General features: G+C 52.9%; 22 protein-coding genes and 2 pseudogenes. 19 read left to right on the top strand and 5 right to left on the bottom strand.

Annotation, left to right across the window (positions count from 1 at the left end):
• Positions 1-158 precede the first annotated feature (158 nt).
• Together JCM12308_RS31080 and JCM12308_RS33180 are read right to left on the bottom strand one after the other, a co-directional pair.
• Positions 159-725, bottom strand: a complete 567-nt coding sequence (locus tag JCM12308_RS31080) for a helix-turn-helix transcriptional regulator (protein WP_244272035.1) — start codon at positions 723-725, stop codon at positions 159-161.
• Between the two features lie 55 nt (positions 726-780).
• Positions 781-858: pseudogene (locus tag JCM12308_RS33180) on the bottom strand (YafY family transcriptional regulator); the annotation flags it as partial.
• Positions 859-962: 104 nt separating this feature from the next.
• Here JCM12308_RS33180 and JCM12308_RS26100 point away from each other — a divergent pair.
• From JCM12308_RS26100 to JCM12308_RS26165, 16 genes and pseudogenes are all read left to right on the top strand, one after another.
• Entirely contained in the window at positions 963-1,427 is a 465-nt protein-coding gene (locus JCM12308_RS26100) for an SRPBCC family protein (RefSeq protein ID WP_208609254.1), read from the top strand.
• A 109-nt stretch (positions 1,428-1,536) separates the two neighbouring features.
• Positions 1,537-2,322 (top strand): molybdate ABC transporter substrate-binding protein, encoded by a 786-nt coding sequence (modA, locus tag JCM12308_RS26105; protein ID WP_054785607.1) that lies wholly within the window; start codon positions 1,537-1,539, stop codon positions 2,320-2,322.
• A complete protein-coding gene (gene modB / locus JCM12308_RS26110; RefSeq protein ID WP_054785608.1) occupies positions 2,319-3,023 on the top strand; it encodes a molybdate ABC transporter permease subunit in 705 nt (234 codons plus the stop codon). Before modA ends, modB begins: the two co-directional genes overlap by 4 nt.
• Positions 3,016-4,083, top strand: a complete 1,068-nt coding sequence (gene modC / locus JCM12308_RS26115; RefSeq protein ID WP_054785609.1) for a molybdenum ABC transporter ATP-binding protein — start codon at positions 3,016-3,018, stop codon at positions 4,081-4,083. Before modB ends, modC begins: the two co-directional genes overlap by 8 nt.
• A gap of 93 nt (positions 4,084-4,176) precedes the next feature.
• Complete coding sequence (locus JCM12308_RS26120) at positions 4,177-5,487, top strand: sensor histidine kinase (protein WP_208978953.1); 1,311 nt, start codon at positions 4,177-4,179, stop codon at positions 5,485-5,487.
• On the top strand, positions 5,451-5,885 hold the full coding sequence (locus JCM12308_RS31090) for a sensor histidine kinase (RefSeq protein WP_208978954.1): 435 nt from the start codon (positions 5,451-5,453) through the stop codon (positions 5,883-5,885). Before JCM12308_RS26120 ends, JCM12308_RS31090 begins: the two co-directional genes overlap by 37 nt.
• A gap of 135 nt (positions 5,886-6,020) precedes the next feature.
• Positions 6,021-7,371, top strand: a pseudogene (locus JCM12308_RS26125) (sigma-54-dependent transcriptional regulator).
• 179 nt (positions 7,372-7,550) lie between these two features.
• The gene (locus tag JCM12308_RS26130) at positions 7,551-8,552 is read left to right on the top strand and encodes a DctP family TRAP transporter solute-binding subunit (RefSeq protein ID WP_008551419.1); all 1,002 of its coding nucleotides are present in this window, start codon (positions 7,551-7,553) and stop codon (positions 8,550-8,552) included.
• Between the two features lie 121 nt (positions 8,553-8,673).
• Positions 8,674-9,306, top strand: coding sequence for a TRAP transporter small permease (locus tag JCM12308_RS26135; RefSeq protein WP_008551724.1), 633 nt, complete (start codon positions 8,674-8,676; stop codon positions 9,304-9,306).
• A 5-nt stretch (positions 9,307-9,311) separates the two neighbouring features.
• The gene (locus JCM12308_RS26140; RefSeq protein WP_008551429.1) at positions 9,312-10,712 is read left to right on the top strand and encodes a TRAP transporter large permease; all 1,401 of its coding nucleotides are present in this window, start codon (positions 9,312-9,314) and stop codon (positions 10,710-10,712) included.
• 151 nt (positions 10,713-10,863) lie between these two features.
• Positions 10,864-11,877, top strand: coding sequence for a DctP family TRAP transporter solute-binding subunit (locus JCM12308_RS26145; protein WP_054785610.1), 1,014 nt, complete (start codon positions 10,864-10,866; stop codon positions 11,875-11,877).
• 83 nt (positions 11,878-11,960) lie between these two features.
• Positions 11,961-13,145, top strand: coding sequence for a citrate/2-methylcitrate synthase (locus JCM12308_RS26150; RefSeq protein WP_054785611.1), 1,185 nt, complete (start codon positions 11,961-11,963; stop codon positions 13,143-13,145).
• Positions 13,146-13,492: 347 nt separating this feature from the next.
• Positions 13,493-14,143: a LysR family transcriptional regulator gene (locus JCM12308_RS32630; RefSeq protein ID WP_208978955.1), complete on the top strand. Its 651-nt coding sequence runs from the start codon at positions 13,493-13,495 to the stop codon at positions 14,141-14,143.
• A 2-nt stretch (positions 14,144-14,145) separates the two neighbouring features.
• Positions 14,146-14,424: a LysR substrate-binding domain-containing protein gene (locus JCM12308_RS32635; RefSeq protein WP_208978956.1), complete on the top strand. Its 279-nt coding sequence runs from the start codon at positions 14,146-14,148 to the stop codon at positions 14,422-14,424.
• A 340-nt stretch (positions 14,425-14,764) separates the two neighbouring features.
• On the top strand, positions 14,765-16,411 hold the full coding sequence (locus tag JCM12308_RS26160) for a U32 family peptidase (RefSeq protein ID WP_054785612.1): 1,647 nt from the start codon (positions 14,765-14,767) through the stop codon (positions 16,409-16,411).
• 350 nt (positions 16,412-16,761) lie between these two features.
• Complete coding sequence (locus tag JCM12308_RS26165) at positions 16,762-18,141, top strand: methyl-accepting chemotaxis protein (protein WP_054785613.1); 1,380 nt, start codon at positions 16,762-16,764, stop codon at positions 18,139-18,141.
• A 131-nt stretch (positions 18,142-18,272) separates the two neighbouring features.
• Here JCM12308_RS26165 and JCM12308_RS26170 read toward each other — a convergent pair whose 3' ends face one another.
• Entirely contained in the window at positions 18,273-19,355 is a 1,083-nt protein-coding gene (locus JCM12308_RS26170; RefSeq protein ID WP_054785614.1) for a MaoC family dehydratase, read from the bottom strand.
• Between the two features lie 532 nt (positions 19,356-19,887).
• Here JCM12308_RS26170 and JCM12308_RS26175 point away from each other — a divergent pair.
• The 3 genes from JCM12308_RS26175 to JCM12308_RS26185 all read left to right on the top strand — a co-directional run bounded on the left by JCM12308_RS26175 (position 19,888) and on the right by JCM12308_RS26185 (position 21,515).
• Complete coding sequence (locus JCM12308_RS26175; protein ID WP_008551626.1) at positions 19,888-20,079, top strand: hypothetical protein; 192 nt, start codon at positions 19,888-19,890, stop codon at positions 20,077-20,079.
• Positions 20,080-20,189: 110 nt separating this feature from the next.
• Positions 20,190-20,573, top strand: a complete 384-nt coding sequence (locus JCM12308_RS26180; RefSeq protein ID WP_014287133.1) for a RidA family protein — start codon at positions 20,190-20,192, stop codon at positions 20,571-20,573.
• Positions 20,574-20,807: 234 nt separating this feature from the next.
• On the top strand, positions 20,808-21,515 hold the full coding sequence (locus JCM12308_RS26185; RefSeq protein ID WP_054785615.1) for a carbonic anhydrase: 708 nt from the start codon (positions 20,808-20,810) through the stop codon (positions 21,513-21,515).
• Positions 21,516-21,551: 36 nt separating this feature from the next.
• On the opposite strand, the gene JCM12308_RS26190 is transcribed toward JCM12308_RS26185, so the two are convergent.
• Together JCM12308_RS26190 and JCM12308_RS26195 are read right to left on the bottom strand one after the other, a co-directional pair.
• Positions 21,552-22,991: an APC family permease gene (locus tag JCM12308_RS26190; RefSeq protein WP_054785616.1), complete on the bottom strand. Its 1,440-nt coding sequence runs from the start codon at positions 22,989-22,991 to the stop codon at positions 21,552-21,554.
• Positions 22,991-24,421 carry an amino acid permease gene (locus JCM12308_RS26195; RefSeq protein ID WP_054785617.1) on the bottom strand — a complete coding sequence of 477 codons (1,431 nt, stop codon included), beginning with the start codon at positions 24,419-24,421 and terminating at the stop codon, positions 22,991-22,993. The genes JCM12308_RS26190 and JCM12308_RS26195 overlap by 1 nt, the downstream gene beginning before the upstream one ends.
• Positions 24,422-24,522: the final 101 nt, after the last annotated feature.

Here is a 24,522-nt window from a genome sequence, read left to right on the forward strand (position 1 = left end):
GGGCGGCAAATGTGGGTGTTCAGGTCGATCATAGTTTAGTAGATTCTATACTGTTTAGATATTTCTAAACAGTTATGGTGAGCGGTGTCAAGTTTAGCTGTATTGGTTGGCTTGCTGGGCCTGAGGGATGTCCGGAGAGTTGGGTTGGTAAGCTGTTGTTACTTTGAGGCTTGTCGCTTGGAGGCTATGGTTTCTTCCCAGCCCTTGATGAGAGAGGCGCGGCGGGCTGGGTATTTATCGGACTGAACTTCCATGGAGTGAACTCGGTCGGTTCGGAAATGCCGGTAGTCCTCTCTGCTCTCGCACCACGCGACGATGTAGCGGACCTTATCCAGATAGGCGATGAACAGGGGCCAGATGATGCGGGTGGTGAGTTGCTCGCTCTGGTCTTTGTAGGTGAGCTGCAGTTTGGTTCTGCTTCGGATGGCGCGTCTCAGGATGACGCCGTCAAACTGATCGCTGGTGGGTGGTTTGGTTGCGATGGGTTTGACGCCAGCATCCAGTATGATTGGGCGTAGCTCAGACGGTATAGCAGCAGAGAGTTTGGCGACCAGATCTCTGGCGGAGCGGGCGAGGGATGGATCTGCCTGTGTTGCCACCCATGCGGCGCCCAGTGCAGCGGCTTCGAGTTCGTCGGCAGTTAGCATCAATGGTGGCATGTCGTAGGCATCGTCGAGCACGTAACCTGTTCCGGCTTCTCCGGTGATGGGTACGCGCTGGGCCATGGAGTTCTGCCATGTCGCGGTACAATGTGCGCAGGGAGATTTCGAGCTCGTCTGCGAGAGCGCGTCCTGTGACAGGAGACCGGCTGGACCGCAATATCTGGATGATGTGGAAAAGGCGTTCCGTGCGACGCATTGCGGGCTCCTGCTGTCATGCTGCTGCCATAACGGTGTCAGCAGCGCCACTGTATCAAGGGTTCAGCACCAAGCAAGATGTTTGCGAAGACTGAGGAAATCCAGATGATACACTTTGAGCGTTCTTTGATGATTGATGCCCGCGCGGATGCAATTTGGAATGTGCTTGGCAAGTTCATGCAGATCGATGAATTTGCTCCGCTGTTGAAGTCCGTTGATGCTCTGACAGAGGGGCCGGATGGGGTTGGTTCCAAGCGGCGCTGTCACTTTGAGGATGGCAACTCCGTCGTTGAAGAGGTGACTGAATGGGAGACAAATCACCGATACCGCGTTCGGCTGTCAGAGGCGCCCTCCATGCCACTTCATGAAGCCTATGCGGAGATTTGCATAAAGCCACACACCCAAGGTCGGTCTCTGGTGGTGTGGAGCATGGATTACCATATGAAGTATGGGCCGCTTGGATGGCTGATGGGCCAGACCCTGCTGAAAATGATGATGGGCAAGGTGCTTGATGCGAACCTGAAAGGCCTTTCTGAAAAGGTGAAAGCGCCCAGAGCAATTGCGGCTTAGAGATGAATACGCTTGACGAAACCCACGTGGGCCTTGATATGAGTCAGTGGTTCGGGTGGGTTAGGTCCTTATAGTTCCAGTCGGACTCGCGAAATGGAGTATCCTGATTGTGACTGGTTTCTGGCGTTTTTGTTCTGCAGCTGTTGTAAGCCTTGCGCTGATTGTTGGCGGCGGGGCTGGTGCGTTTGCGCAGGAGCCGGAGCGGATACTGGTGTTTGCCGCTTCCAGCCTGAAGGATGTGCTGGAAGATGCTGGCGCGCAGTTTGATCAGTCCCATAACACCAAGACAGAGTTCTCCTTTGGCGGGTCGCAGACCGTCACCCGCCACGTTGTGGCCGGTGCGCCTGCTGATGTGCTGGTGACAGCAGATGATGCGTGGATGGCCTATGCCGTGCAGAATGGCGTTCTGGTGGATGACAGTGTGGTGGAGCTGGCCTCCAATGGGCTTGTGTTGGTTGGCTCTGAGGCGCTGAGCGCAGAAGCTGTTGAGCTGAATGCGGAGGCCTTGCAGGCTGCATTGGCGGATGGGCGTTTGGCCATGGGAGAGCCGGAGACGGTGCCCGCCGGGCGTTATGGCAAAGAGGCGCTGACCAACCTTGGTTTGTGGGAGAGTGTGGCGCGTCAGGTGGCTCCCATGGAGAATGTGCGTGTTGCTCTGGCCGCTGCTGCGCGGGGTGAAGTGCCTTTGGCGCTGGTCTATTCTTCTGACGCAAAAGTGGAACACGGCGTGCGGGTGCTTGCGGAAATACCGCAGGACAGTCATCGTGCTATTGTTATTCCGGGAGCCTTGACCTCTGGCCATTCCAAGGTTAGCGAAGGATTTATGGAGTTTTTGCAGAGTGCTGAGGGGCGCAAGATCTTTCAGGCTCATGGTTTCAAAGTGAGCGGCGATTGAGCTTTTATCTGACGGATGCAGAATGGGCAGCGATCCAGCTGTCGCTGCAGGTTGCGAGCCTTGCAATTGCGATTGCGCTGCCGCCTGCGGTTCTGCTCGGCTACGCTCTCGCCCGCTGGAAGTTTCCCGGTTATACGCTGGTGAATGCCTTGGTGCATTTGCCGATTGTACTGCCCCCTGTGGTGACAGGCTATGTGCTGCTGGTGCTGTTTGGGCGGCAGGGCATGTTGGGCAGCTTTTTTGAAGATGTGTTCGGCATTGTGTTCGCCTTCCGCTGGACGGGCGCTGCGCTCGCCGCGGGGATCATGGCGTTTCCGTTGATTATTCGTCCGGTGAAGCTTTCCTTTGAGTTGTCTGATGGACAGCTGGAAGAAGCGGCGCATTCGCTGGGGACGTCTCGGCTCAAAACCTTTCTGCTGATCACGCTGCCGTTGGCGCTGCCGGGAATCCTGAGCGGTGCGATCCTTGGGTTTGCCAAGGCGATGGGTGAGTTTGGGGCGACGATTACGTTCGTTTCCAACATCCCCGGAGAGACACGCACACTGTCGCTGGCGCTTTATACGGAGATGCAGAGCCTTTCCGGTGATGCGGGGGCGATCCGCCTGACGGTGATTGCGATTGTGGTTTCCATCTGCGCGCTGGTGTTCTCTGAAGTGATTTCACGCCGTCTTTCCCGCAAGTTGGGAGGGCAGCATGATTGATGTCGATATCTCCAGCCGGTTGGGTGATTTCTCGCTTGCTGCCAAGTTTGCGGTGAACAGCGGGATCACCGCGATCTTTGGTAAGTCTGGTGCTGGCAAGTCCTCGTTGATCCGCATGATTGCCGGGCTGTCTGCTCCGGATAGCGGACGTATTGCGCTGGGCGAGCGAGTTGTTTTTGATCGGACTGCTTCCATCAACGTGCCTATTCAGCAGCGCGGAGTGGGCATGGTGTTTCAGGATTCCCGCCTGTTTCCGCATATGAATGTGGAGCGGAACCTGCTTTACAGCCAGTGGGCGGCAGGACGGAAATCTGCTGTTGGGCTTGCTGAGATTGCAGAGCTGCTGGGGATCTCCCATTTGCTGAAGCGGCGACCTCATGGGCTTTCCGGTGGGGAGAAGCAGCGTGTGGCGATTGGGCGGGCGTTGCTTTCCAATCCGCAGCTGCTTGTGTTGGATGAGCCTCTGGCCTCGCTGGATGCCTCGCGTAAAGCGGAAATCCTGCCGTATCTTCTGAAGCTGAAGAACGAATTCGGCATTCCCATGCTGTATGTGAGCCATAGCCTTGGTGAGATTGAGCAACTGGCAGATACGCTGGTGCTGCTGGATGCAGGTAAAGTAGTCGCGCATGGGCCGATTGCTCAGATGCTGAGCAATCTGGAGCTGCCTCAGTTGGCGAGCGGGCCGGATGCTGGATCACTGCTGTTTGCCACGCTGAACACCTATGATGAGCAGTGGCAGATCACCGAGTTTGGTCTGGAAGGGCAGAGGCTGCAGTTGCCGGGGCAACTGGGCAAAGTAGGGCAGGATGCGCGCATTCGCATCAAGGCGAAGGATGTGGCTCTGGCCCGTAAAGCGCCGGAAGAGGCATCTGTTCGTAATGTGCTCTCTGTTGTGATTGAAGGGATTACGGAGACCTCCGGCCCTTATGCTGAAGTGGATTGCCGGGTTGGGGAACAGCATTTGCGTGCGCGGCTGACACGCCACTCTGTGCATGAGTTGCAGCTGGCTGCCGGACAACAGGTATTTGCTTTGATCAAAAGTGTTGCGCTAGACCAGTGAACGAACACGCGTTACACCGTACGTGATTGAGCGCATTTGGTGATGTCTCGGGAGGCATTGCGGCTAGTTTCTAAGTTAAATCGGACAAGCGACGTGAACAGGACAAGCAGATCTGAGCGATGGCAGCGGGTCTCCAGTGTTGCACTGGTGACGTTTGCTGTGTTTGCGCTTGTTGTGGCCTGGGTCGTGATGCAGCTCAGCGGCCAGTTTTATATGGCAGACCTGCAAACGCGTAGTCAGGAGACTTTGTCTGTGCAGGCAGCGGGGCTTGAGAAGTATCTCGACAAGTATCGTCTGTTGCCTCCGCTGTTGGCGCGGCGCTCGGACATTGTGCAGATCCTTGCTGAAGATGAGCATGAGCGCGGGCAGAACGTTGCCAAGGTGATTGCGGGCATGTCTGGTGCGCAAGAAGTCTGGTTTCAGAAACCTGATGGCGAGATTGTTGCGTCTAACCTGATCGACAATGCCAGTATGGCTGAGCGGGGCATGTCCTCTTACGCTGACGCTTTGAAGGCAGCGCGGCAGGGGCGGCTTGGACGTCAGCTGGTGCTCTCCCGTAATGGTGGGCCTGCCAGTTACGTGTTTATTGCGCCGGTTCGGCAGGGTGAGCAGGATTACGGCTTTATTGCTGTACGTGTGAGCCTTGAGGAGGTGGAGCAGAACTGGGCGCTCTCCAAGGATCGCCTTGTTGCGGTGGACCAGAACGGCATTGTAGTAGCAACCAACCAATCCAGTTGGCGCGGGGAACGACTGTTCGCGCAACGCACAACACGGCGTGGGCGTGTTTCGGGGACGCAGAACGGTGTGATTGACCAGCGTTGGTATGACCTGGACTTTGAGCTGGTGCGTCTAAGCCCGCCTTTCAACAAAACCAACTTCCAGATGATTGAGCAGGAGCTTCCGGTGTTGAACTGGAAGGTGGTGCTGTTTGCAGATACCTCTCAGGTTCGGCAGCAGTCCATCTGGGCGGCACTGGTAGCGTTGCTGCTGTGTGTTGTCAGCGGTGGCTTGTTCTGGATGGCCGGGGAGCGACGGCGCCGGTTGCTGGAGCGGATCCGGCAGGACAAGGTTTATGCGGCGCGGCTGGAAGAGCGGGTGCATGAACGTACACGAGAGCTTTCCAACATGAACGCGCTGCTGGCTCAGGAAGTGAAAGAGCGCGAGGCGGCGGAGCAAGAGCTTCAGCAGGCGCAGGCAGGGCTGGTGCAGTCCGCCAAACTGGCGACGCTGGGCGAGATGTCTGCTGCGATTTCCCATGAGTTTAACCAGCCGCTGGGCGCGATCCGCACCCACTCAGAAAATGCGCAGGTGCTGATAGAGACCGGCAAGTCTGATCGGGCGCTCAAAAGCTTGGCAAGATCGTCGCCATGGTGGAACGTATGGCGGCGATCAGTCAGATTCTGAAAGGCTTCACCCGAAAAGCGGGGCGTGATCTGGTGCCGGTGAAGGTTTCCGCCGTGGTTGGTGAAATCCTGATGCTAACGGGGCCGCGCTGTAAGCAGATGGGCGTGCGCACAGAGGTGGTGCAGGAGGATAAATCCCTTGAGGTGCTGGCCGGGCAAGTACGCTTAGCGCAAGTGCTGATGAACCTGATGAGCAATGCGCTGGATGCGATGAAAGAGCAGCTGGAGCCGCGCATTCGGATCACTGTTTCTCACCGGGAGCAACAGGTGGTCATTCGGTTTGAGGACAACGGCCCGGGTGTGCCTGAAGATGTTGTTGCCAGCATTTTCGATCCGTTCTTCACTACAAAGGATGTTGGTGAAGGATTGGGCTTGGTCTTTCCATCGCCTATAAGATAATCGAGGATCTTGAAGGGCAGCTGCATTATGAGCAGTCTGAGCTTGGCGGTGCGTGTTTTGTGATTGTGCTGAAGGACGTCTCGGAGACTTCCGGCGATCCTGAAGAAGAAGAAGTTTAGTATGGACGTATGGGCGATCGATAAAGCCACCATTCTTCTGGTCGATGATGATGAGGATATGCGTGAGGCGCTGGTAGAGGGGCTGGAACTGGCCGACTACCACGTGGTGCCGTTTTCCCGCGCTGAGGAAGCGCTGGAGCATATCACGCATGAGTTCTACGGCGTTTTGGTGAGCGATATCCGTATGCCGAAGATGGGTGGCTTTGATCTGATGAAAGCTGCCTTTGAAATCGACAGCGCGTTGCCCGTTGTGTTGATTACGGGCCATGGTGATGTTCCGCTGGCTGTGGAAGCCATGCGCGCCGGGGCCTATGACTTCAAAGAAAAGCCGTTTCCAGTCAGTGGCTGGTTGCCGTTGTTGAGCGTGGGCTCGAGAAGCGTCGCCTGACACTGGAAAACCGTGTGCTGCGTGAGGAGCTGGGCAACCTTTCCGGTCTGGAAGAGCGCATCGTGGGCAAGTCCCCGTCAATGGAAGCGCTACGCAACACAATCACGGCGCTTTCCGGTACGGATGCTGACGTGCTTATTCTGGGCGAGACTGGTTCTGGTAAGGAAGTGGTTGCCCGTGCGCTGCATGAGGAAGGCCTTCGCAAAGATGGACCGTTTGTGGCGCTGAACTGCGGAGCGTTGCCGGCTGATATCATCGAGAGCGAGTTGTTTGGGCATGAGAAGGTGCATTCACCGGGGCGAGTGGTCAGCGGATCGGTAAGCTTGAGCATGCTCATGGCGGGACGGTGTTTTTGGATGAGATTGAGTCCATGCCGCTCGACTTGCAGGTGAAGCTGCTGCGGGTGTTTGAGACGCGGACGATTGAGCGCCTTGGTTCCAACAAGGCTATTCCGCTGGATCTGCGTTTTGTGGCTGCCACCAAGGAAGATCTGGAGGCTGCTTCTAATGAGGGGCGGTTCAGGAAGGATCTATTCTATCGCCTCAACGTGATCACGCTGGCTATTCCGCCTCTGCGGGAGCGGTTGGAGGATATTCCGGTGCTGTTCCACTATCTGACGCGAGGGGCACGGGCGCGCTATCGCAAAGAAGTCCCTGAGATTTCGAGAGAGTTTCTCTCAGAGCTGATGCAACGTGAGTGGCCTGGTAACGTGCGTGAACTGCGCAATGTGGCGGATCGGTTTGTGCTGGGGCTGGAAGGCCAACCTAAGGCAGCTGGGGCGGTGGCTGCTGTCGCCGGACCACAAAGCGGTACTCTGGCTGAGCGCGTCAGTGCTTATGAGCGCGATATCATTGCAGCTGAACTTGAGAAAAACGACGGCAAGATCAAGCCGACATACGAAGCCCTCTCCGTTTCTCGCAAGGCACTTTATGAGAAGATGAAGAAGTATGGGCTTGGGAAGGATGAGGTTGGCGAATAGAAATGTGTCGAATTCGACACATTTTTGAATAGTCAATGTTACTTATTCGAAACAAATGCATTTTGAATGATTAGGTGAAACTCCGTAAGTAGCTGTATTTATTGTAGGTATTTAAACTGGCACGCAGATTGCTTTTAGTATCGTGAGGAGCTTCGCTCCGTTCCATCTGGGAGGATACTATGAAGAAGATTATTACTGCTGCCACAGTTGCAGCTGGCATGTTCACCGCTACTCAGGCTGTTGCTGCTGAAGCGTGTGATCCGGGTGAAGTCGTTATCAAGTTCAGTCACGTTGTGTCCGCGACCGGCCACCCAAAAGGTGACTTCGCAACTGCACTTGCTGAGCGCATCAACAATGAGATGAATGGTAAGGCCTGTATGCAGGTTTTCCCAAGCTCCCAGCTGTTTGATGATGACAAAGTGATGGAAGCTCTGCTGCTCGGCGACGTTCAGATCGCTGCGCCTTCTCTTGCGAAATTCGAAGCTTACACACTCAAGTACCGTGTGTTTGACCTTCCGTTCCTGTTCTCTGACATGGATGCAGTGAACAAGTTCACACAGGGTGAAAAAGGTCAGGAACTGTTGGGCGCGATGTCTGACATCGGCTTTGTAGGTCTTGGTTATGTTTACAACGGTATCAAGCACTTCTCAGCAAACAAGCCACTGGTGACACCTGCTGATGCGGCTGGCCTGAAGTTCCGCGTTCAGACCTCTGACGTTGCTGTGGCAATGATTGAAGCGATGGAAGCAAACGCTCAGAAGCTTGCATTTAAAGAAGTGTACGGCGCTCTGCAGACTGGCGTTGTTGATGGTCAGGAAAACACCTGGTCCAACATCTACACCAAGAAGTTCTTTGAAGTTCAGGACGGTATTACAGAAACCAGCCACCAGCTGCTGTCTTACCTGGCTGTGACTTCTCAGGAATGGCTCGACAGCCTTGATCCAGAAGTTCGCGACCAGTTCATCACTATCTTCACTGAAGTGACCAACGATGCGAACGCTCGTTCTTCCGCTATCAACGAAGCTAACAAGCAGAAGATCATCGAAGCTGGTGTGGAAGTTCGCACTCTGACACCTGAGCAGCGTCAGCAGTGGGTTGACGTGATGAAGCCTGTATGGGGCAAATTTGCTGACGACATCGGTCAAGACGTGATCGACGCTGCCGTCGCAGCAAACAACTAATCCAACACATTTTGATAGGACCGTCCGGCCATTGGTCGGGCGGACCCTGAAAAACCACAATGGTTTCTTTCTCGGTGCCGCAACACACTGAGAAATGAGAGTGCTGTTGGGGGAGGGCGCTTTGTCTCGACTAAATAAAATAATAGATGCTTTCGAAGAAGGGTTTATTGCCACCATCCTTGCTGTGATGACGCTGGTAACCTTCTGGCAGGTCGTCATGCGGTACGGCTTTAACTCGGGTTGGGGTGGCGCGCTACAGTTCACCCGTGTACTGTTTGCGTGGCTTATTCTCTTCGGTATGAGCTACGGCCTGAAAATTGGCTCACACCTTGGCGTTGATGCTTTCATCCGCCTGTTTCCAAAACCGATCTTCCGCGCATTTGGCCTTCTGGGCGCGCTGGTGACACTGCTTTATGCAGCGCTGCTGTTTGATGCGGACTGGTTTGGTGTATTGCTCGGACTGGAAAACCGCGGTTCTACCGGTGGTGCGTTCGACTACGTGGCCAAGTACTATAAGCTTCCAATCGGCATGGAAGATCTGAAATTCCCTGAGTGGTATCAGGAGATGTTTGGCGTGAAAGAGCGCGTTCCTCGCTGGTGGGGTTACGTCATTCTGCCAATCGGCCTTGCCCTTCTTGCTTTCCGGTCGCTGCAAATGTGCTGGCTCATTCTGACCGGCCAACGCGACACGATGATCGCTGCGCACGAAGCTGAAGAGCTCGTTGAAGAAAACAAAGACGTGCTGAAGGACTAAGCTCAATGGAAACCGCTGTTCTCTTTTTGCTGCTCTTTGGGCTGCTTCTTATCGGGGCACCAATCGCGATTGCGCTTGGTCTGTCATCCGTTCTCTATATCGCGCTGTTCTCTCATGACTCCATGAGCTCTGTGACCATTCAGATGTTCAATGCGTCACAGAACTTTACACTGCTTGCGATCCCGTTCTTCATTCTGGCCTCCAGCTTCATGTCCACCGGTGGTGTGGCACGTCGTATCGTGAACTTCGCCGTTGCGACTGTTGGCTGGGTGCGTGGCGGTCTGGCTATGGCTGGCGTGCTGGCCTGTATGATCTTCGCTGCGCTGTCCGGGTCTTCTCCTGCGACCGTGGTTGCTATTGGTACCATTGCGATTGCCGCGATGCGTCAGGCTGGTTACTCCAAGGAGTTTGCAGCTGGTATCATCGCCAATGCGGGTACGCTGGGTATTCTGATCCCGCCATCCATCGTGATGGTTGTTTATGCAGCTGCGACCAACGTTTCTGTGGGTCGCATGTTCCTCGCGGGTGTTATTCCGGGCATCGTTGCCGGCCTGATGCTGATGGTGACCATCTACTTCATCGCGCGTAAGAAAAATCTGGCTGCATTGCCTTTCCCAAGCATGAAGGTGCTCTGGACCACGTTTGCGGAAGCTGCCTTTGGCATGTTCCTGATCGTGATCATCCTTGGTGGTATCTATGCTGGTGTGTTCACGCCAACTGAAGCTGCTGCTGTGGCTGCTGTTTATGCGTGTCTGATTGCTCTGTTCATCTACCGTGATATGGGGCCGCTGAAGGATAAGAAGTGGCGTAAGCCGGGTGAGAGCCTGATTGAAGCTGTTGGCCGTAACATTGGTCTGCTGGTTCTTTACTTCTTCCCTGCGTTCTTCCATCGCGATACACGCAAGGTGCTAGTTGAGAGTGGCAAGACCACGATCATGCTGATGTTCATCATCGTGAACGCGTTGCTCTTTGCGCATACGCTGACAGCTGAACGTATTCCGCAGATCATCACTGACTGGATGATTGGTGCTGGCTTCAACTGGTTCACCTTCCTGATTGCAGTGAACATCATTCTGCTGATTGGTGGTCAGTTCATGGAGCCATCCGGCTTGTTGCTGATTGTGGCGCCTGTGGTGTTCCCGATTGCGATTGAGTTGGGTGTTGATCCAATTCACCTCGGTATCATCATGGTGGTAAACATGGAGATCGGCATGATCACGCCGCCAATCGGACTGAACCTGTTTGTGACGTCGGGCATAACGGGCATGAGTCTGGTGCAGGTGGTGCGTGCTGCTGCGCCGTTCGTGATGGTTCTGCTGGTGTTCCTCGTGTTGGTCACGTACTTGCCGTGGCTCTCCACGGCGCTGCCGACCTACATGATGGGACCAGAGGTCATCGTCAAATAGCGGAACTGATGAGTTCTTTGAAAGGCCGGGGCATTTGCTCCGGCTTTTTTGTATCTCCACTGATTTGCAGCAAATTCGCCGAAATAGCTTAGGCTGATTTTCGGGGTAAAATGCGACAATAGAGGTTCCCCAATGTTTGAGTGAGGAGCCGATGAAGAGAGCGATCGTTTCTATCATTTTCGCTCTGGGCGTTGCTTTTGCTTCACCTGCGTTCGCCCAGATTGAGTGTAAGCCTGGCGAAGTTGTCATCAAGTTCAGCCATGTTGTGCCGCCGAGAGGCCATCCTAAGGGGGATTTTGCGCGCATGCTGGCGGAGCGAGTGAATTCCGAGATGAACGGTAGGGCGTGTATGCAGGTGTTTCCCTTTTCCCAGCTTTATGATGATGAGAAAGTGATGGAAGCCCTGATCCTGGGCGATGTGCAGCTGGCGGCGCCTTCTCTTTCAAAGCTGGAAGTTTACACCAACAAGTACCGGCTCTTTGATCTGCCTTTCCTGTTTGAGGATATGGATGCGGTGCAGCGGTTTACTGCCAGCGACCAGGGGCAGGAGCTGCTTGATGTGATGTCTGACTTTGGGGTTGTTGGACTTGGGTATCTCTTTGATGGCCTGAAGCACTTTTCAGCAGACAAACCGTTGCTCGTTCCTTCTGATGGAGCCGGACTGAAGTTCCGTGTGCAGAACTCTGATGTAGCTGTGGCAATGATTGAGGCGATGGGTGCGAGTGCTCAGAAGCTGGCGTTCAAGGAAGTCTATGGGGCGTTGCAGCTGGGTGTTGTCGATGGGCAGGAGAACAGCTGGTCCAACATCTTCACGTCACGCTTCTATGAGGTCCAGAACGGGATTACCGAGACCAATCATCAACTGCTGGCCTATGTGGTGTTTGCACCCAAGGAATGGTTGGAGAGCCTCGAACCTGATTTGCGAGATCAGTTTCTGACGATCTTTCGGGAAACATTGGTGAAGGCCAATGCACAAGCGGCCCAGACCAGTGAGGAGAACCGGCAACGGATTGTTGATGCAGGTTACACCGTGCGTGAGCTGACACCCGAGCAGCGCCAGCAGTGGGTGGATGTGATGCGGCCTGTGTGGGGTGACTTTGAGGATCAGATTGGTAAGGATCTGATTGCAGCTGCTGTGGCTGCTAATGCGCCTGAGGACAACTGACGGAGTTTCGAAAGGTTCTCTAGAGCTGTTGCGCGTGCGCATCTTATTCGTATGATCAATGTTGATCATGTAATAGGTGCGTCATGTCTGAAGTTATTTATCTTTCCGCCAAAGAAGCTGCCAATGAGTTGGGTGTTCGCCCAGCCACGCTTTACGCCTATGTGAGCCGTGGGCTTGTCCGCTCAGTTCAGGGACCGGGGCGCACCCGGCTTTATGATGCTTCAGACATCCGCTTTCTGAGAAGCCGACGGGCTGGTGAGGGCGTGGAAGATAAGGAAGGGCAATCCCGCAGTGCTGCAGCCAAGGGCGTGTTGGAGACGAAGCTGACACTTCTGACCGAAGATGGGCATTACTACCGGGGACAGTCTGCGCTTGAGTTGGCGAAGGCGGGGACGCTTGAGAGCGTGGCGACGTTGTTGTGGGACTGTGAGAATGATCCGTTTGCTCAGCCCGCCCCAAAGGGCGTTGGAGGCTTCAGTTCGCATCAACGGCCTGTTGAGCGGGCGATTGTTGCTCTGTGTTCGTGGCCGGAGCAGGACAACGCGGCTTACACGTTGTCTCAGGAGCTTCTGAAGAAGAAAGGCGCGAGCCTCATTCGCCTTGCTGCCAGTGCGCTGTTGATGCAGGAGCCGAGCACTGCTCCGATGCATCGGCAGATTGCGCGGGCTTGGGGTATCAAGGATGAGAAGGCCATTGATTTGATCCGTGCGACGCTGGTTTTGTGTGCTGACCATGAGCTGAACACCAGTGCCTATGCTGTGCGATGTGCTGCTTCTACCCGAGCACCACTGCATGCGGTTCTAGTATCCGGGCTTGGGGCGTTCATGGGGCCAAGACATGGAACAAATGCAGAGCGTGTGCTGAGTTGGCTGAAGCATATTCATGATGTTGACGATATAGAGAACGTGCTGCAAGAGCGTTGTATGAACGGCGAATATCTGCCGGGATTGGGCCATTCTATCTATGGTGGGATGGACCCTCGGGGCAAATTCCTATTAGACAAACTCATGCAAAGTGAGCTGAATCACCCACTCATTGAATTGATTCCGCCTTTGCTGGAAAGGTCGCGTGAGCTGTTTGGAAAGCCCGTGAATGTGGATATTCCACTAGCACTTTTGGAGCAGATTCTCGCGCTACCAAAAAATTCCGCCGGAATTTTGTTTTGTATTTCAAGAATTAGCGGATGGATCGCGCAAGCGCTGGAACAATATCAAATGCAAGAACAAATACGTCCACGTGCTGCATATGTTGGTATTCGTCCAACCTGAAGCACGGCTCAGTTGAATAGTTAATTTTTTTGATCTTTAACCTGAGCGTGTATCTGAGCATTATTCTATAGTCTCCTAGCGTAAAATTCAGGGAATTATGTTCTTTCTCTGTAATTATATTTGTATCGATTATTTGTTCTGATTATCTGCAAGTATTCCCTAGATTATCAATAATTGAGTAGTTGCCTATCGATGTTATCTATTGTGGAAATGTGGCTTTTTACATAATTTTTTGACGTGACCTAGTTGATTTGAGGGTGTTCAAATTGGGGAGGCGCTATGTTACGTCTACATCATTAATCGGAATATTCGTTGTATCTCTCACTCTATCAAGAATAAGGCATTTCATGAATCGTTTGCCCCCTTTGAATGCTTTGGTCGCGTTTCGTGCAGTTATGGAAACTGGGAGTTTGGTTTCAGCGGCCCAAAAGCTAGCGATTACTGCTAGTGCGGTCAGTCACCGGCTCAAAGCGCTGGAGGATCATTTGGGTCTGGAGCTGTTTGAGCGTCGGTCCCGTGCTGTGTTCCCAACTGCGGCCGCTTATAGATATGCCTCAGAAATTGCAGAGGCGTTTGACAGAATTTCGACTGCGACGCGCACTATTGAAGCTGTCGGGAACAGAGATACGTTGAGTATCCATTGTTCTTCCAGCTTTGCGAGTAACTGGTTGCTGCGCCGCCTTCGTTCCTTTACTGCGCACAACTCTGAAATCACAGTAACTGTCTCAAGCAGTGGTGCTGATCAGAGTATTGAAGGCGGTCTTTATGACCTCGTCTTCACGCGTCAGTCCAATACTCCGGATGAGTTTGAAGAGCTGACACTGGGACGTGAAAAGTTCCGTCCTCTGATTTCGCCGGAACTGCTGGATACGCTTGGTTATCCGAAGAAGCCGAATGAGCTGCTGAAGCTGCCGATTATTCGCAGTGAAGGGGCTACGGTTTCCTGGGAAACATGGCTGTCTGAGCTGGTGTTCCAAACCCAATCGTCAATGAGATGATGGTGTTTGAGAATGCAGCGCTTGCTCTGGATGCCGCTGAGAAGGGCTTTGGCATTGTGCTGGAATCCAACCTTCTGAGTGCAGAAGCAGAGACTGCTGGTCGTCTTGTGCCGATCTTCCCTGAGTATCAGCGGGATGGTCGTGAGCATAAGCTGATGTGGCGTGAGAAGCGTGGTGCGGAACCAAAAATCCGTAGCTTCCGTGATTGGTTGGAAAGCCAGCTGCGTTACGACTTTGTCGATGAAGAGGCGTATGAGCCGGTTGCGGCGCTTGTCGACTAAAAGGCATTACGGCATGTGACTGGTATCGGGCGGGCAACTGCCAGTTTGCATTGCTGAGTGTTTGATTTGGGTGGGTACGTATGTGTCCACCCATTTTCGTTTTCAGAAAACGATTTTATATCTGATGTGCTTTGAGGAACTGAATTTTTGCAGTGAGTTAATGAGGGCTGGGGCCTGCTCGTCTACCTGAGACAAAATTCTTCTGTTCATCCTTGATGAAATCCCTTAGAAGCACCGTAAACAGGCGCTCCTTTGCTGTTTCCCAAAGACAAAGTATGAGGCGCCGCTCAATAGCTCGATAAAAGAGCTTTAGAAAACACCAGAGAATTTGGTCGCCAGAATGAGAACCTCAGAACTCCTGATGCCTGCGGGCAACTTGCAGAAGCTTAAGATTGCCGTTCTTTACGGAGCAGATGCAATCTACCTTGGTACGCCAGATATGTCCCTGCGCACGAAGGCAGAGTTTACGCTTGAGCAGGTCGTTGAAGGCATTGAGTTTGCGCACAAGCACGGCAAGCGTGTTTACCTGACGCTGAACCTGTTCTCTCACAACAAAGACGTTCCTAAACTGAAGGAATATGCGGAGACTATTCGGGATATCAATCCGGATGGGTTGATCATTGCTGATCCGGGCGTGTTCCAGTTTATGCGTAAAGAACTGCCAAACGTACCGCTGCACATTTCCACGCAGGCGAACGTGTGTTCCTGGCTTTCTGTTGACTTCTGGAAAGAGCAGGGCGCGGATCTGGTTGTTCTGGCACGTGAAGTTTCTTTCCCGGAGCTTTCTGAGATTCGTGAGAAGTGCCCGGACATCCGTCTTGAAGCGTTTGTTCATGGTGCAATGTGCATGACCTATTCCGGTCGCTGCCTGCTTTCCAACTTTATGGCGGAGCGTGGCGCGAACCAAGGGAACTGCGCGAACTCTTGCCGCTGGAACTACAAAGTGCGCATGCGCATGAAAGATGGCACCATCAATGAGCTTGAGCTGAACGAAGACAACATCGGCATGTTCGAGTTCCTGTTGGAAGAAGGCTGCCGTCCGGGTGAGTTGATGCCAATTCTGGAAGACGGTCGCGGGTCATACATTCTGAACTCCAAAGACCTCTGCCTGATGCCGAAGCTCAATGACTACCTGCGCATTGGTGTGGACTCGCTGAAAGTGGAAGGTCGTAACAAGTCCATGTATTACGTGGCTGTTGTTGCACGTGCCTACCGCATGGCGATTGATGACTACTACCGTGATCCGGAAAACTGGAACCCGCAGAAGTACATGGATGAGATGTACAGCGTTGCCAACCGTGGCTACACCACTGCGTTCCACGAAGGCCGCCTGAACAACTACGCCCACAACTACGAAGATACGCATTCCATCGGTGAATGGGAATTTGCGGGTATTATCGAGGATGTGACAGATGAAGCCTTCTACATGAAGGTGAAGAACAAGATCATCGCTGGTGAGGTTCTGGAGTTCTTGCAGCCGTTGTCTGATGACAGCATCCTGCTGCGTATCTACGACTTTGAAGATGCGAAGTCCGGTGAGATGACGCAGGAAGTGCAGGCTGGTAAGCAGCCGGTCGTGCGCATCCCATTCTCGCTGTTCGATAAAGAAGATGCGGCGACCTTCAAAGAGCGCTTCCCAGTTAACACTGTGGTGCGTAAAGAGCGTCCTCTGACACCTGAACAGTGGAGCCGCCTGAAGCTGGACCGCACCGCGGAGCGCATTGAAGCACGTGGTGAAGCGACTGACGCACAGCAGAATAAATACGAGAGCCAGCGTGACCGCTTGATTGATGCGATTGCGGAAGGCAGTCAGGATCGTAAGCCGAAGTCTCCACGCCTTGGTCTGGAAGGGTGCTGTGGTCGTGGCTGTAATGGCTGCATGATCTTCTGGGAAGATCCGAAGTTTGAGAAAGCGCGTGAAATTCTGAAAACCAAGAAGCAGGGCGAGATGCTTGCTCGCAACGCGCTGAAGCACGAAGTTAGCTGATAGCTTAGCATAACTTATGCATTGTGAGCCCCGGTCTGAAAAGGCCGGGGCTTTTGTTTTGCCTGGCCTCTGCGGGAACCTACTGAAGTTTCAGGCAAATATCATATTTATTAGGATGGTTAACTATTATTAGTATTAATTTATGTATGTTTGAAACATGAGTCCTCCGAATTCATGTGGGTGACGTTGGGATAGTTGCGCTGATTGTACTGGATGACTTGTCGTGGGGTACGTAAATACGCTGATCTTACTTATTTGATGCTCATCTCGCTCGGATGAGTTGAGTGGGTGAGAAGGCAGCGTATCAGGGATTATCTGCACTGGATGTGCAGTTTAGAAGGTAATTCGAGATGAATTGGTCCGGTATGTTGAAGGGCGCACCAAAAGCTCAGGCATCACATGAAGCGGATGTTGAACTCATCAGTCGTGAGGGAATTGATGCACTTCTGTTGGCTTTGATGGAGGATCGTCCGCTGCCTGAAGTGGATGGAATTTCACCAGATCTTTATCAGCGATTTGAGGCGCTGAAACAGAAGATGGACACTCAAGACGAGAACACACTTGGTCAGACGGTAGAGTACTCGTTGCAGGCCAGTGAATCCATGGCGGCGATCTCCCAGATCACCTGGCACATTCGTAAAGCAGATGAAGGCGCGCAGACGATCGCAACTGGCGTTGAAGAATTGAACGTTTCGTTCTCTGAAATCGCCTCCAGTGCGCAAGGTGCAGCGGATGCGGTTGAATCGGCAAATGTCGCCATGCAGCAAGGTGAAGCTGCTACGCGTGAATCTGCAGATGCGAGCCAGCATATTGGCCAGTTCTTTGAGACAATGATTGAGGCCGCAAATGAGTTGACGGCCGCAGCAGTGCAGATTGGCACTTTTGTTGGCACCATTGAGGGCCTTGCAAAACAGACCAACCTGCTTGCGCTGAATGCGACGATTGAAGCGGCACGAGCTGGAGAGGCCGGCAAAGGGTTTGCGGTTGTGGCATCCGAGGTGAAGGACCTTTCTGGGCAGACACAGCAGGCGACTGATGACATTCGGACCCGGATTGAGACACTTCAGGGCCATGTGAATGATGTGAACTCGTCTGTGAGTGATGCTCAGTCGCTGGTGGGTAAGAGCATTGATAACTCTCAGAATGCTGAAAGCCTGATTTCTGAAGTGCTCCGTGATGTCGGTGTTGCTAGCACCCAGATGCGTGAGATTGCGCGCCAGTTGACCCAGCAGGAAGAAGCGACGCATGAGATCAATCGTGGCGTCCATTCCATCGCAGGTCATGCACGTGATGTGAATGAGCGTATTGAGCATGTAATCCAGACTGTTGCTCAGTCAGAGTCCATCGTGGAGGAGCAGTTCACCGAGTTTGAGAAGCGTGGCGTGCCGAACTTCATTCTGCACCGTGCTAAGGCAGACCACATCATCTGGAAAAAACGCCTTGCGGAAATGTCTGTAGGCCTCAGCAGCTTGCAGGTGACTGAGCTTTCTGATCATCACCAGTGTCGTCTTGGCAAGTGGTATGACAAGGTGGAAGATCCCCGCTTGCGCGACAGCCTTGCCTTCAAGAAACTTCTGCCCGTTCACGCCGAAGTGCACGAACAAGGGAAAGAATGCGCCCGCATGCTGGAAACTGGCAACCACGAAGGTGCCGACGCCGCTTACAAGCGCATGGAGACCGCATCCATCGACGTCCTCCGCTATCTGGATGAGCTGTTGACCCGTCGGTGAAACTAGATAGATAACGCAGTGAAAAAGCCCGGGCAAGAGGTGCGCCGGGCTTTGGGTGTGTTGTTTTTTATTCTGTTATTTGGTTTGTTTGGCTCAGAGAGAGGCCATTGGCCTCTCTAAATCTTTAAAGATCAGACCGGGATGACGACCCAGTAATCCAGATCGAGGATCACGCCGTCTTCGTATTTCCCTTCTTCGTTTTTGTAAGGGAAATCTCCGCAGGTGAGATCTTTGGTGGCGACAAGGCGCAGGCGCATGGCTGCGATGTCGCTTCTGCCTTCAATCCGCTTTTTGTCCAGCACTTCAGACCATGCGTAAACGGTGTCGCCTGCGAAGAGCGGGGCAACGTGGCGTCCTGCATTGATGCCTGTGATGTGGAATGCATTGCCCAAACCATTGAAAGACAACGCACGTGCGAGCGAGATGACGTGACCGCCGTAGATCAGGCGCTTGCCGAAGCGGCTGTTCTTCTCACTGTGGTGATTGAAGTGGACCTTTGCTGTGTTTTGGTAGAGACGTGTGGCCAGCTGATGCTCAGCTTCTTCCACGGTCATACCATCAACGTGATCGATCTTCTCACCCACTTCGTAGTCATCAAAGCGGAATGGAGATCCGGACAGATCAAAGTCCCAATTCTCGATGGATAGCTCCGGAACGGCTTGTCCCAGAGTGTCTTCAGAAACACCTTCTGGCAACTCCGGCAGGGTGGTTTCTGGTGCGGGCGCGTTTTCATCACGCTTCTTCACCATGACCCAGCGGGTGTATTCCAGAACCTTTTCAGGGTTTCCTGGCTCCTTGTGGCGATAGCCCGTAGAGCGCACGTAAACAACACCGGTTTTGCCGTTTGAGTTTTCTTTCAACCCGATGACTTCTGACGTGGCAGAGAGTGTGTCTCCGGCATAGACAGGCATCAGGAAACGGCAATCGGAGTAACCCAGATTAGCGACGGCATTTAGTGAAATATCTCCCACTGTTTTGCCGAAGACCACGTGAAAGACTAATAAGTCATCCAGTGGGTAATACGGGTAGCCAATTTCTTCTGCAAAAGCAGTTCCCGACTGTACCGCAAATCGAGATCCGTACAATGCAGTATAAAGAGCTGTATCTCCTTCGTTTATTGTCTTTGGTGTTCCATGTCTTATGACCTGGCCCACGTGAAAATCTTCAAAAAAGTTACCGCAAGACGTTTTTGTCTTAACCGCAGTTAACGTCATGTATGTAGTCCCCCAACAACAACACGGCAGGCATTGAATAAGAAGTATTTTTAGTTATCAAGCAACACCTTAGAAGGTTGACACTTCGCATAGTATCTGTCGCTTTTGATCTTTTTTCTTGTGCCTTTGTATTTTCCTTAGTTGTCCGATTGACTTGTTTTATTAAACAAATTCAATAGCTTGACGGATAATGTGGTGGTTCCCGCACTCCGTGCTCCAGATGATCGACAAAAAAGCTCGAGAGAAACGAGCAAGCTTTCTGTCCGTTTGAACCCCTTTATATCTCAGAATCAGGAGAAATGAGCAAATTAAATGTAGATATTAGTTAGGTAATTGTGTCGTGTTTTTAGCTGAACCTACATCCTGACGTTGAAATTGTAGGATTGTGCAAGCGAATCACTAAAAATGTTAGCAAATGTCACCTGATTCACTTGGTGAGCTGAAGTAGTGATGTTCACTGTTTGGCCCCCTAAAACCGCAGGTTTTTCTTCCAGATCAACGCGTTACTATGAGTAGAGGGAGGTTTGTGCCCATGGTGAGCTTTTTCTGGCGGATTGTTGGTGTTGTATTGCTGGCTTGGGTCGCGTGGGATCTTTATGCGGGATACACGCTTCTCTATGATGTGATCTACAGATCTGCTGATCCTTTGATGTACTGGATTGGTATTGCGCTCTGGACAGCTCTTGGCCTCAGCTGCTTCTTCTCATCAAGTAGTCAGGATTAAGGCGGCAATTTCTCAATTGATCGGGATGAGGTTGGTTGTATCCTTGAAGCAATGGATGCTGGTGGTGGTTTCTGCCGCCGCATGTTGAGCTATGGTTCAGGGAGGTTGTGATGTCAGAGAGAACCCTTATTTCCTCAGGTTCACCTTTTGAAAAGACAGCCGGATATTCCCGCGCTGTTGTCGATGGTGACTTCGTTCATGTTTCCGGAACGACCGGTTACGATTATTCCACTATGCAGATGCCAGAGGATGTTGGCGCACAGACCGTCAATATTCTTGAGACCATTAAGGGTGCGCTTGCGGAGGCAGGTTGTTCGCTCAATGACGTCGTGCGCGCGCGTTATTACGTAACTGACCGGAGTAATGTTGAAGCGGTGTTTGCTGTTCTTGGCGAGTATTTTGGTGACATTCGCCCTGCGGCAACGATGGTTATCTGTGATCTCATCAAAGAAGAAATGAAGGTTGAAATTGAGGTGACGGCGCGTAGAGGCTGAGCCCGATTTATCTCCGGCTTTTTACTGGTAAGATGCGTGCTCATGAGGTGAGCGCTAAGACTTTTAGCTTTCTGGTCTTATCGCCAGTTGAAAGATCGATTGCCTTAGCTATATAGGCAGATCATAGAGGGACAAAAGCGGCCTGTTTTGCTGACAAGCTGCTTTCAAGGATTAACTTCGCTCATCCCCGAAGGCCTTTGGCTTTTGGAGATGGCTTTAAAGAGATGGCGACGAATGACTGATTTTCCGAAAGAACTGCTGGCTGGATATGGCCTTTATAAAGAACGGATTTATAGCCAGTTTGAAGAGGAATATCAAAACCTCGCCATCTATGGCCAAGAGCCTGAAGTTATGGTGATTTCCTGCTGTGATAGCCGGGTGACACCAGAAGGTATTTTCCACGCGCAGCCGGGAGAACTGTTCGTGGTGCGTAACGTGGCGAACCTCGTGCCTCCGTTTACTCAGGGTGGTGGCACACATGGCACCAGTGCAGCACTTGAGTATGCGGTGACTGGCCTGAAGGTGAAGCACCTTGTTGTTCTAGGCCACTGTAAGTGCGGTGGTGTGCAGGCATTCCGTGAAAGCAATGGTAAGCTGAGCAAGACTGGTCAGTTTGTTGGTCCGTGGATCAAGATGCTGGAGCCTGCTGCGATTACGCTGGCTTGTACTCCGGTAGACAAGAACGAAGACCCTCAGCTCGCATTGGAATATGCTGGTATTCGCCAGAGCCTGAAGAACCTGATGACTTTCCCGTTCATTGAGAAGCTGGTCACCCAGGGTAACCTGCATATTCATGGTGCGTGGTTTGATATCGGATCAGGCTCCTTGCGTGTCATGAACAAAGAAACAGAGATCTTTGAAGATGCACAGGATTTGCGGGCTCGCATGAAAGAGCAGGAAACTGCTGAGCATGTTCCTGCGACTGCCGAAGAGAAAAAGTAAGCTCTTTGATCTGAAGAAATTTGAGAAGGCCACGTTCTATGGTGTAGGGCGTGGCTTTTTTGCTTTCTTGCGGGCCTTCCAGTTGGGGCTGCTGACTTTCCAGAGAATGAACGGCACGCTGAGTGTGAGGAACACGCCGGGGATGATGATTGCGAGGTATGTGGTTGCCGGGAAGTCAGGTTCATCGGGTGGGCGGAAGCCGATGAGGAAGGCGATCAGGGAGATGGAAAATCCGATGCTGCCGAGGACCCAGATGCCCCAGTTGCCAAACGGGACTTTGTAGGTGCGGGGAACGTTTGGGCGTTTATAACGTAGGCGAATAGCAGTGCTGTAAAGCAGCAGGTACATGACAGAGTAGAGCAGGACTGCTGTTGATGTCAGATATAAGAATACCTCGTTCGTTTTAACGTGAAGCAGAAATGCTGTTGCAATGAGGGTGGCGATTGTTGCCTGTACTATCATCAGTGGGACGGGCATGTCATAGGCGTTTGAGCCATGCAGGAACTTGGGCAACATGCCGTCACGCCCAGCAACCGCGAGGCTTTTGACTGGGCCCGCGATCCAGGTGCTGACTTGCCCTGCAGCACCCACGGCGATGAACATCGCGGCGATGGGGAGAAGGTCTGGTACGCCGTAGTGATCCAGCAAAATGGTATAAGTTTGCAGCACGCCCAAGGTGTTTGATATCTCTTTGTCCGGGATGATCATAGCGATGGTCAGGCCGCCAAGAAGGGAAATAGAGAAGCCAATGAACGCAGCGATGAGGATCGCGATTGGGTAGGTGCGGCGGACGTTCTGGACCTCGGTTGCGTGGCCGGCGGAGACTTCCATTCCGATGAAACCGAAGAGGAAACTGAGGAAGAGGAATAGTGTTGAGGTCTGTGAGAGGGACGGAACCACATTGGCGGTGGTAAGGCTGACGTCTATGACCGGCTGGGCTGGGCCTGAAACGTATAACAGGCCGAGCGTGATCATGGTGAGTGATGGAAAGATGGTGCCTGCGAGTAGGCAATAGCTGGCGATGCGCTTGGTTATTCGGGTGCCGCGGAAGTTGGCGAAGGTGGCCCCCCAGTAGATAATGATGACACCCGTGAACATGAGCCATGGGTTTTCATCGAGAGGCCTGTCAAAGACGAAGGCGAGGGCTGCGGTGGTGTAGGCGACAGTGGCGACCATGGCGAAGATGGCCTGAAACCATTGCAGGAAGATTGCCATAAATCCGAAGGGTGCTCCAAAGGCTTCCTGCACCCACGTGTAAACGCCGTGTTTGGGCCAACCCGTTGCCAGTTCAGCTGAAATCAGGGCGACCGGTAAGATGTAGCAGAGGATGACTGCGCTGTTGAAGAACAGGATCTTCATGCCGGTTTGGGCCATGAGAGGCATGTTCAGCATGGTCATGAAGAGGGCTGTGGTCATAAACACCAGGTGCCAAAGAGTGATGTGGTGCTTTGGCTGATTGCGTGGTGTTTTGCCCATTACCTTTGCCCTTCATTCTGAGAAGGGTGATGGATGTTTTTGCGATGTATGAACCAGATCGTCAAAGGAATGAGCAGGGCGAGGATGACGGCTACAATCATCAGTCCCTCAAAGCTCTCCAGTGAGAATGGCAAGGATGGAGGAGGGATGAAGCCAATGGCGAAGCAGCTGATGGCGGTGAGCATGCCGATGCCGCCCAGAAGCCAGATGCCCCAGTTGCCTCCGGGGACTTTGTAGGGCCGTGGAATTTGCGGATGGGTGTAGCGCAGGCGGATGGCTGCGATGAACATCAGCAAGTACATCATGGAGTACAAAAGCACTGCGGTTGATGTGAGCACGAGGAAGACGAGGTTGACGTTCTCAAACACCACAAAGCTCAAGGCGATCAATGAGATGAGTGAGGCTTGCAGGATAAGCAAGGCCGTGGGCACGTTGTTTTTGTTGGCTTTGGCGAAGCGAGGGGGCAGCAGGCCTTTGCGGCTGGCGGCCCACATGCCTTTGACCGGGCCTACAATCCAAGTGCTGACCTGACCGGCGGCACCGATTGCAACCAGCAAAGCGATGAATGGCGTGAGGATGGCGAGGCCATAGGCATCCAGATAGGCAGAAAAGGCCTGAAGGGCTCCGTTGATGTTGGAGATGTTGCCTTTTTCAAGGATCAGGGAGACCGCCAAACCACCTGCCAATGTGATGACAAAACCTGCGATGGCTGCTGTAAAGATGGCTCGGGGATAGTTCTTTTGCGGGTTTTCGACTTCGTTGGCGTGGCAGGCGGAGACTTCGATGCCGACAAAGCCGAAGACGAAGCTCATGAAGAAAACGAGGCTGGTGGTATCGGATAGAGAAGGCACCCAGTTTGCGACAGTCGCTGAGGTATCAAGCGCGATGGTCTCACCTGAGAACAGGTAGTCGATGCCAAAGGCGATCAGTAATGCGGAGGGGAAGAAGACACCGAGAGAGACGGCGTATCCTGATATCTTTTCTGAGGTTTCCGTACCTTTGAAGTTGATGAGCGTTGCGGACCAATAGAGGACGAGCACTGAGAAGGTGATGTAGTAGCGGTTGGAGCCGAGTTCCGGATCAAAGGCATAGGTGAGCGTTGCGGTGGCGTAGGCAACAATGGATGTGACGCCGAAAATGGACTGGATCCATTGAAGGAAAACGGCGATGAAACCGATGGGTGTTCCGAAAGCTGCTTCGACCCAGTGGAATACTCCGTTCTGGGGCCAACCTGTTGCAAGCTCGGCTGAAATCAGTGCTGTTGGGATGAGATACGCGAAGACTGTGATGGCGTTGAGCAGGACCATCTGCATGCCGGTTTCTGCCATCATGGGCATGTTGCGCAGGGTCATGAACAGCGCTGTGGTGATCAGCACCAGAGGTATAAAGGCGATCTTATGTGGTGCGCTGGGCGACTTTTCCTGCTGCATGGGCCACCGGCATAGTCCTCGACACCCTGAACTTTAAAATGAGGGCCTGAAAAAGACTGAGAGTGCAGGTGGTAAGCGGCTTGCCGGCATTAAGCTGCTGT

The sequence above is a fragment of the Pseudovibrio denitrificans JCM 12308 genome (assembly GCF_001310815.1).
Lineage (GTDB): Bacteria > Pseudomonadota > Alphaproteobacteria > Rhizobiales > Stappiaceae > Pseudovibrio > Pseudovibrio denitrificans.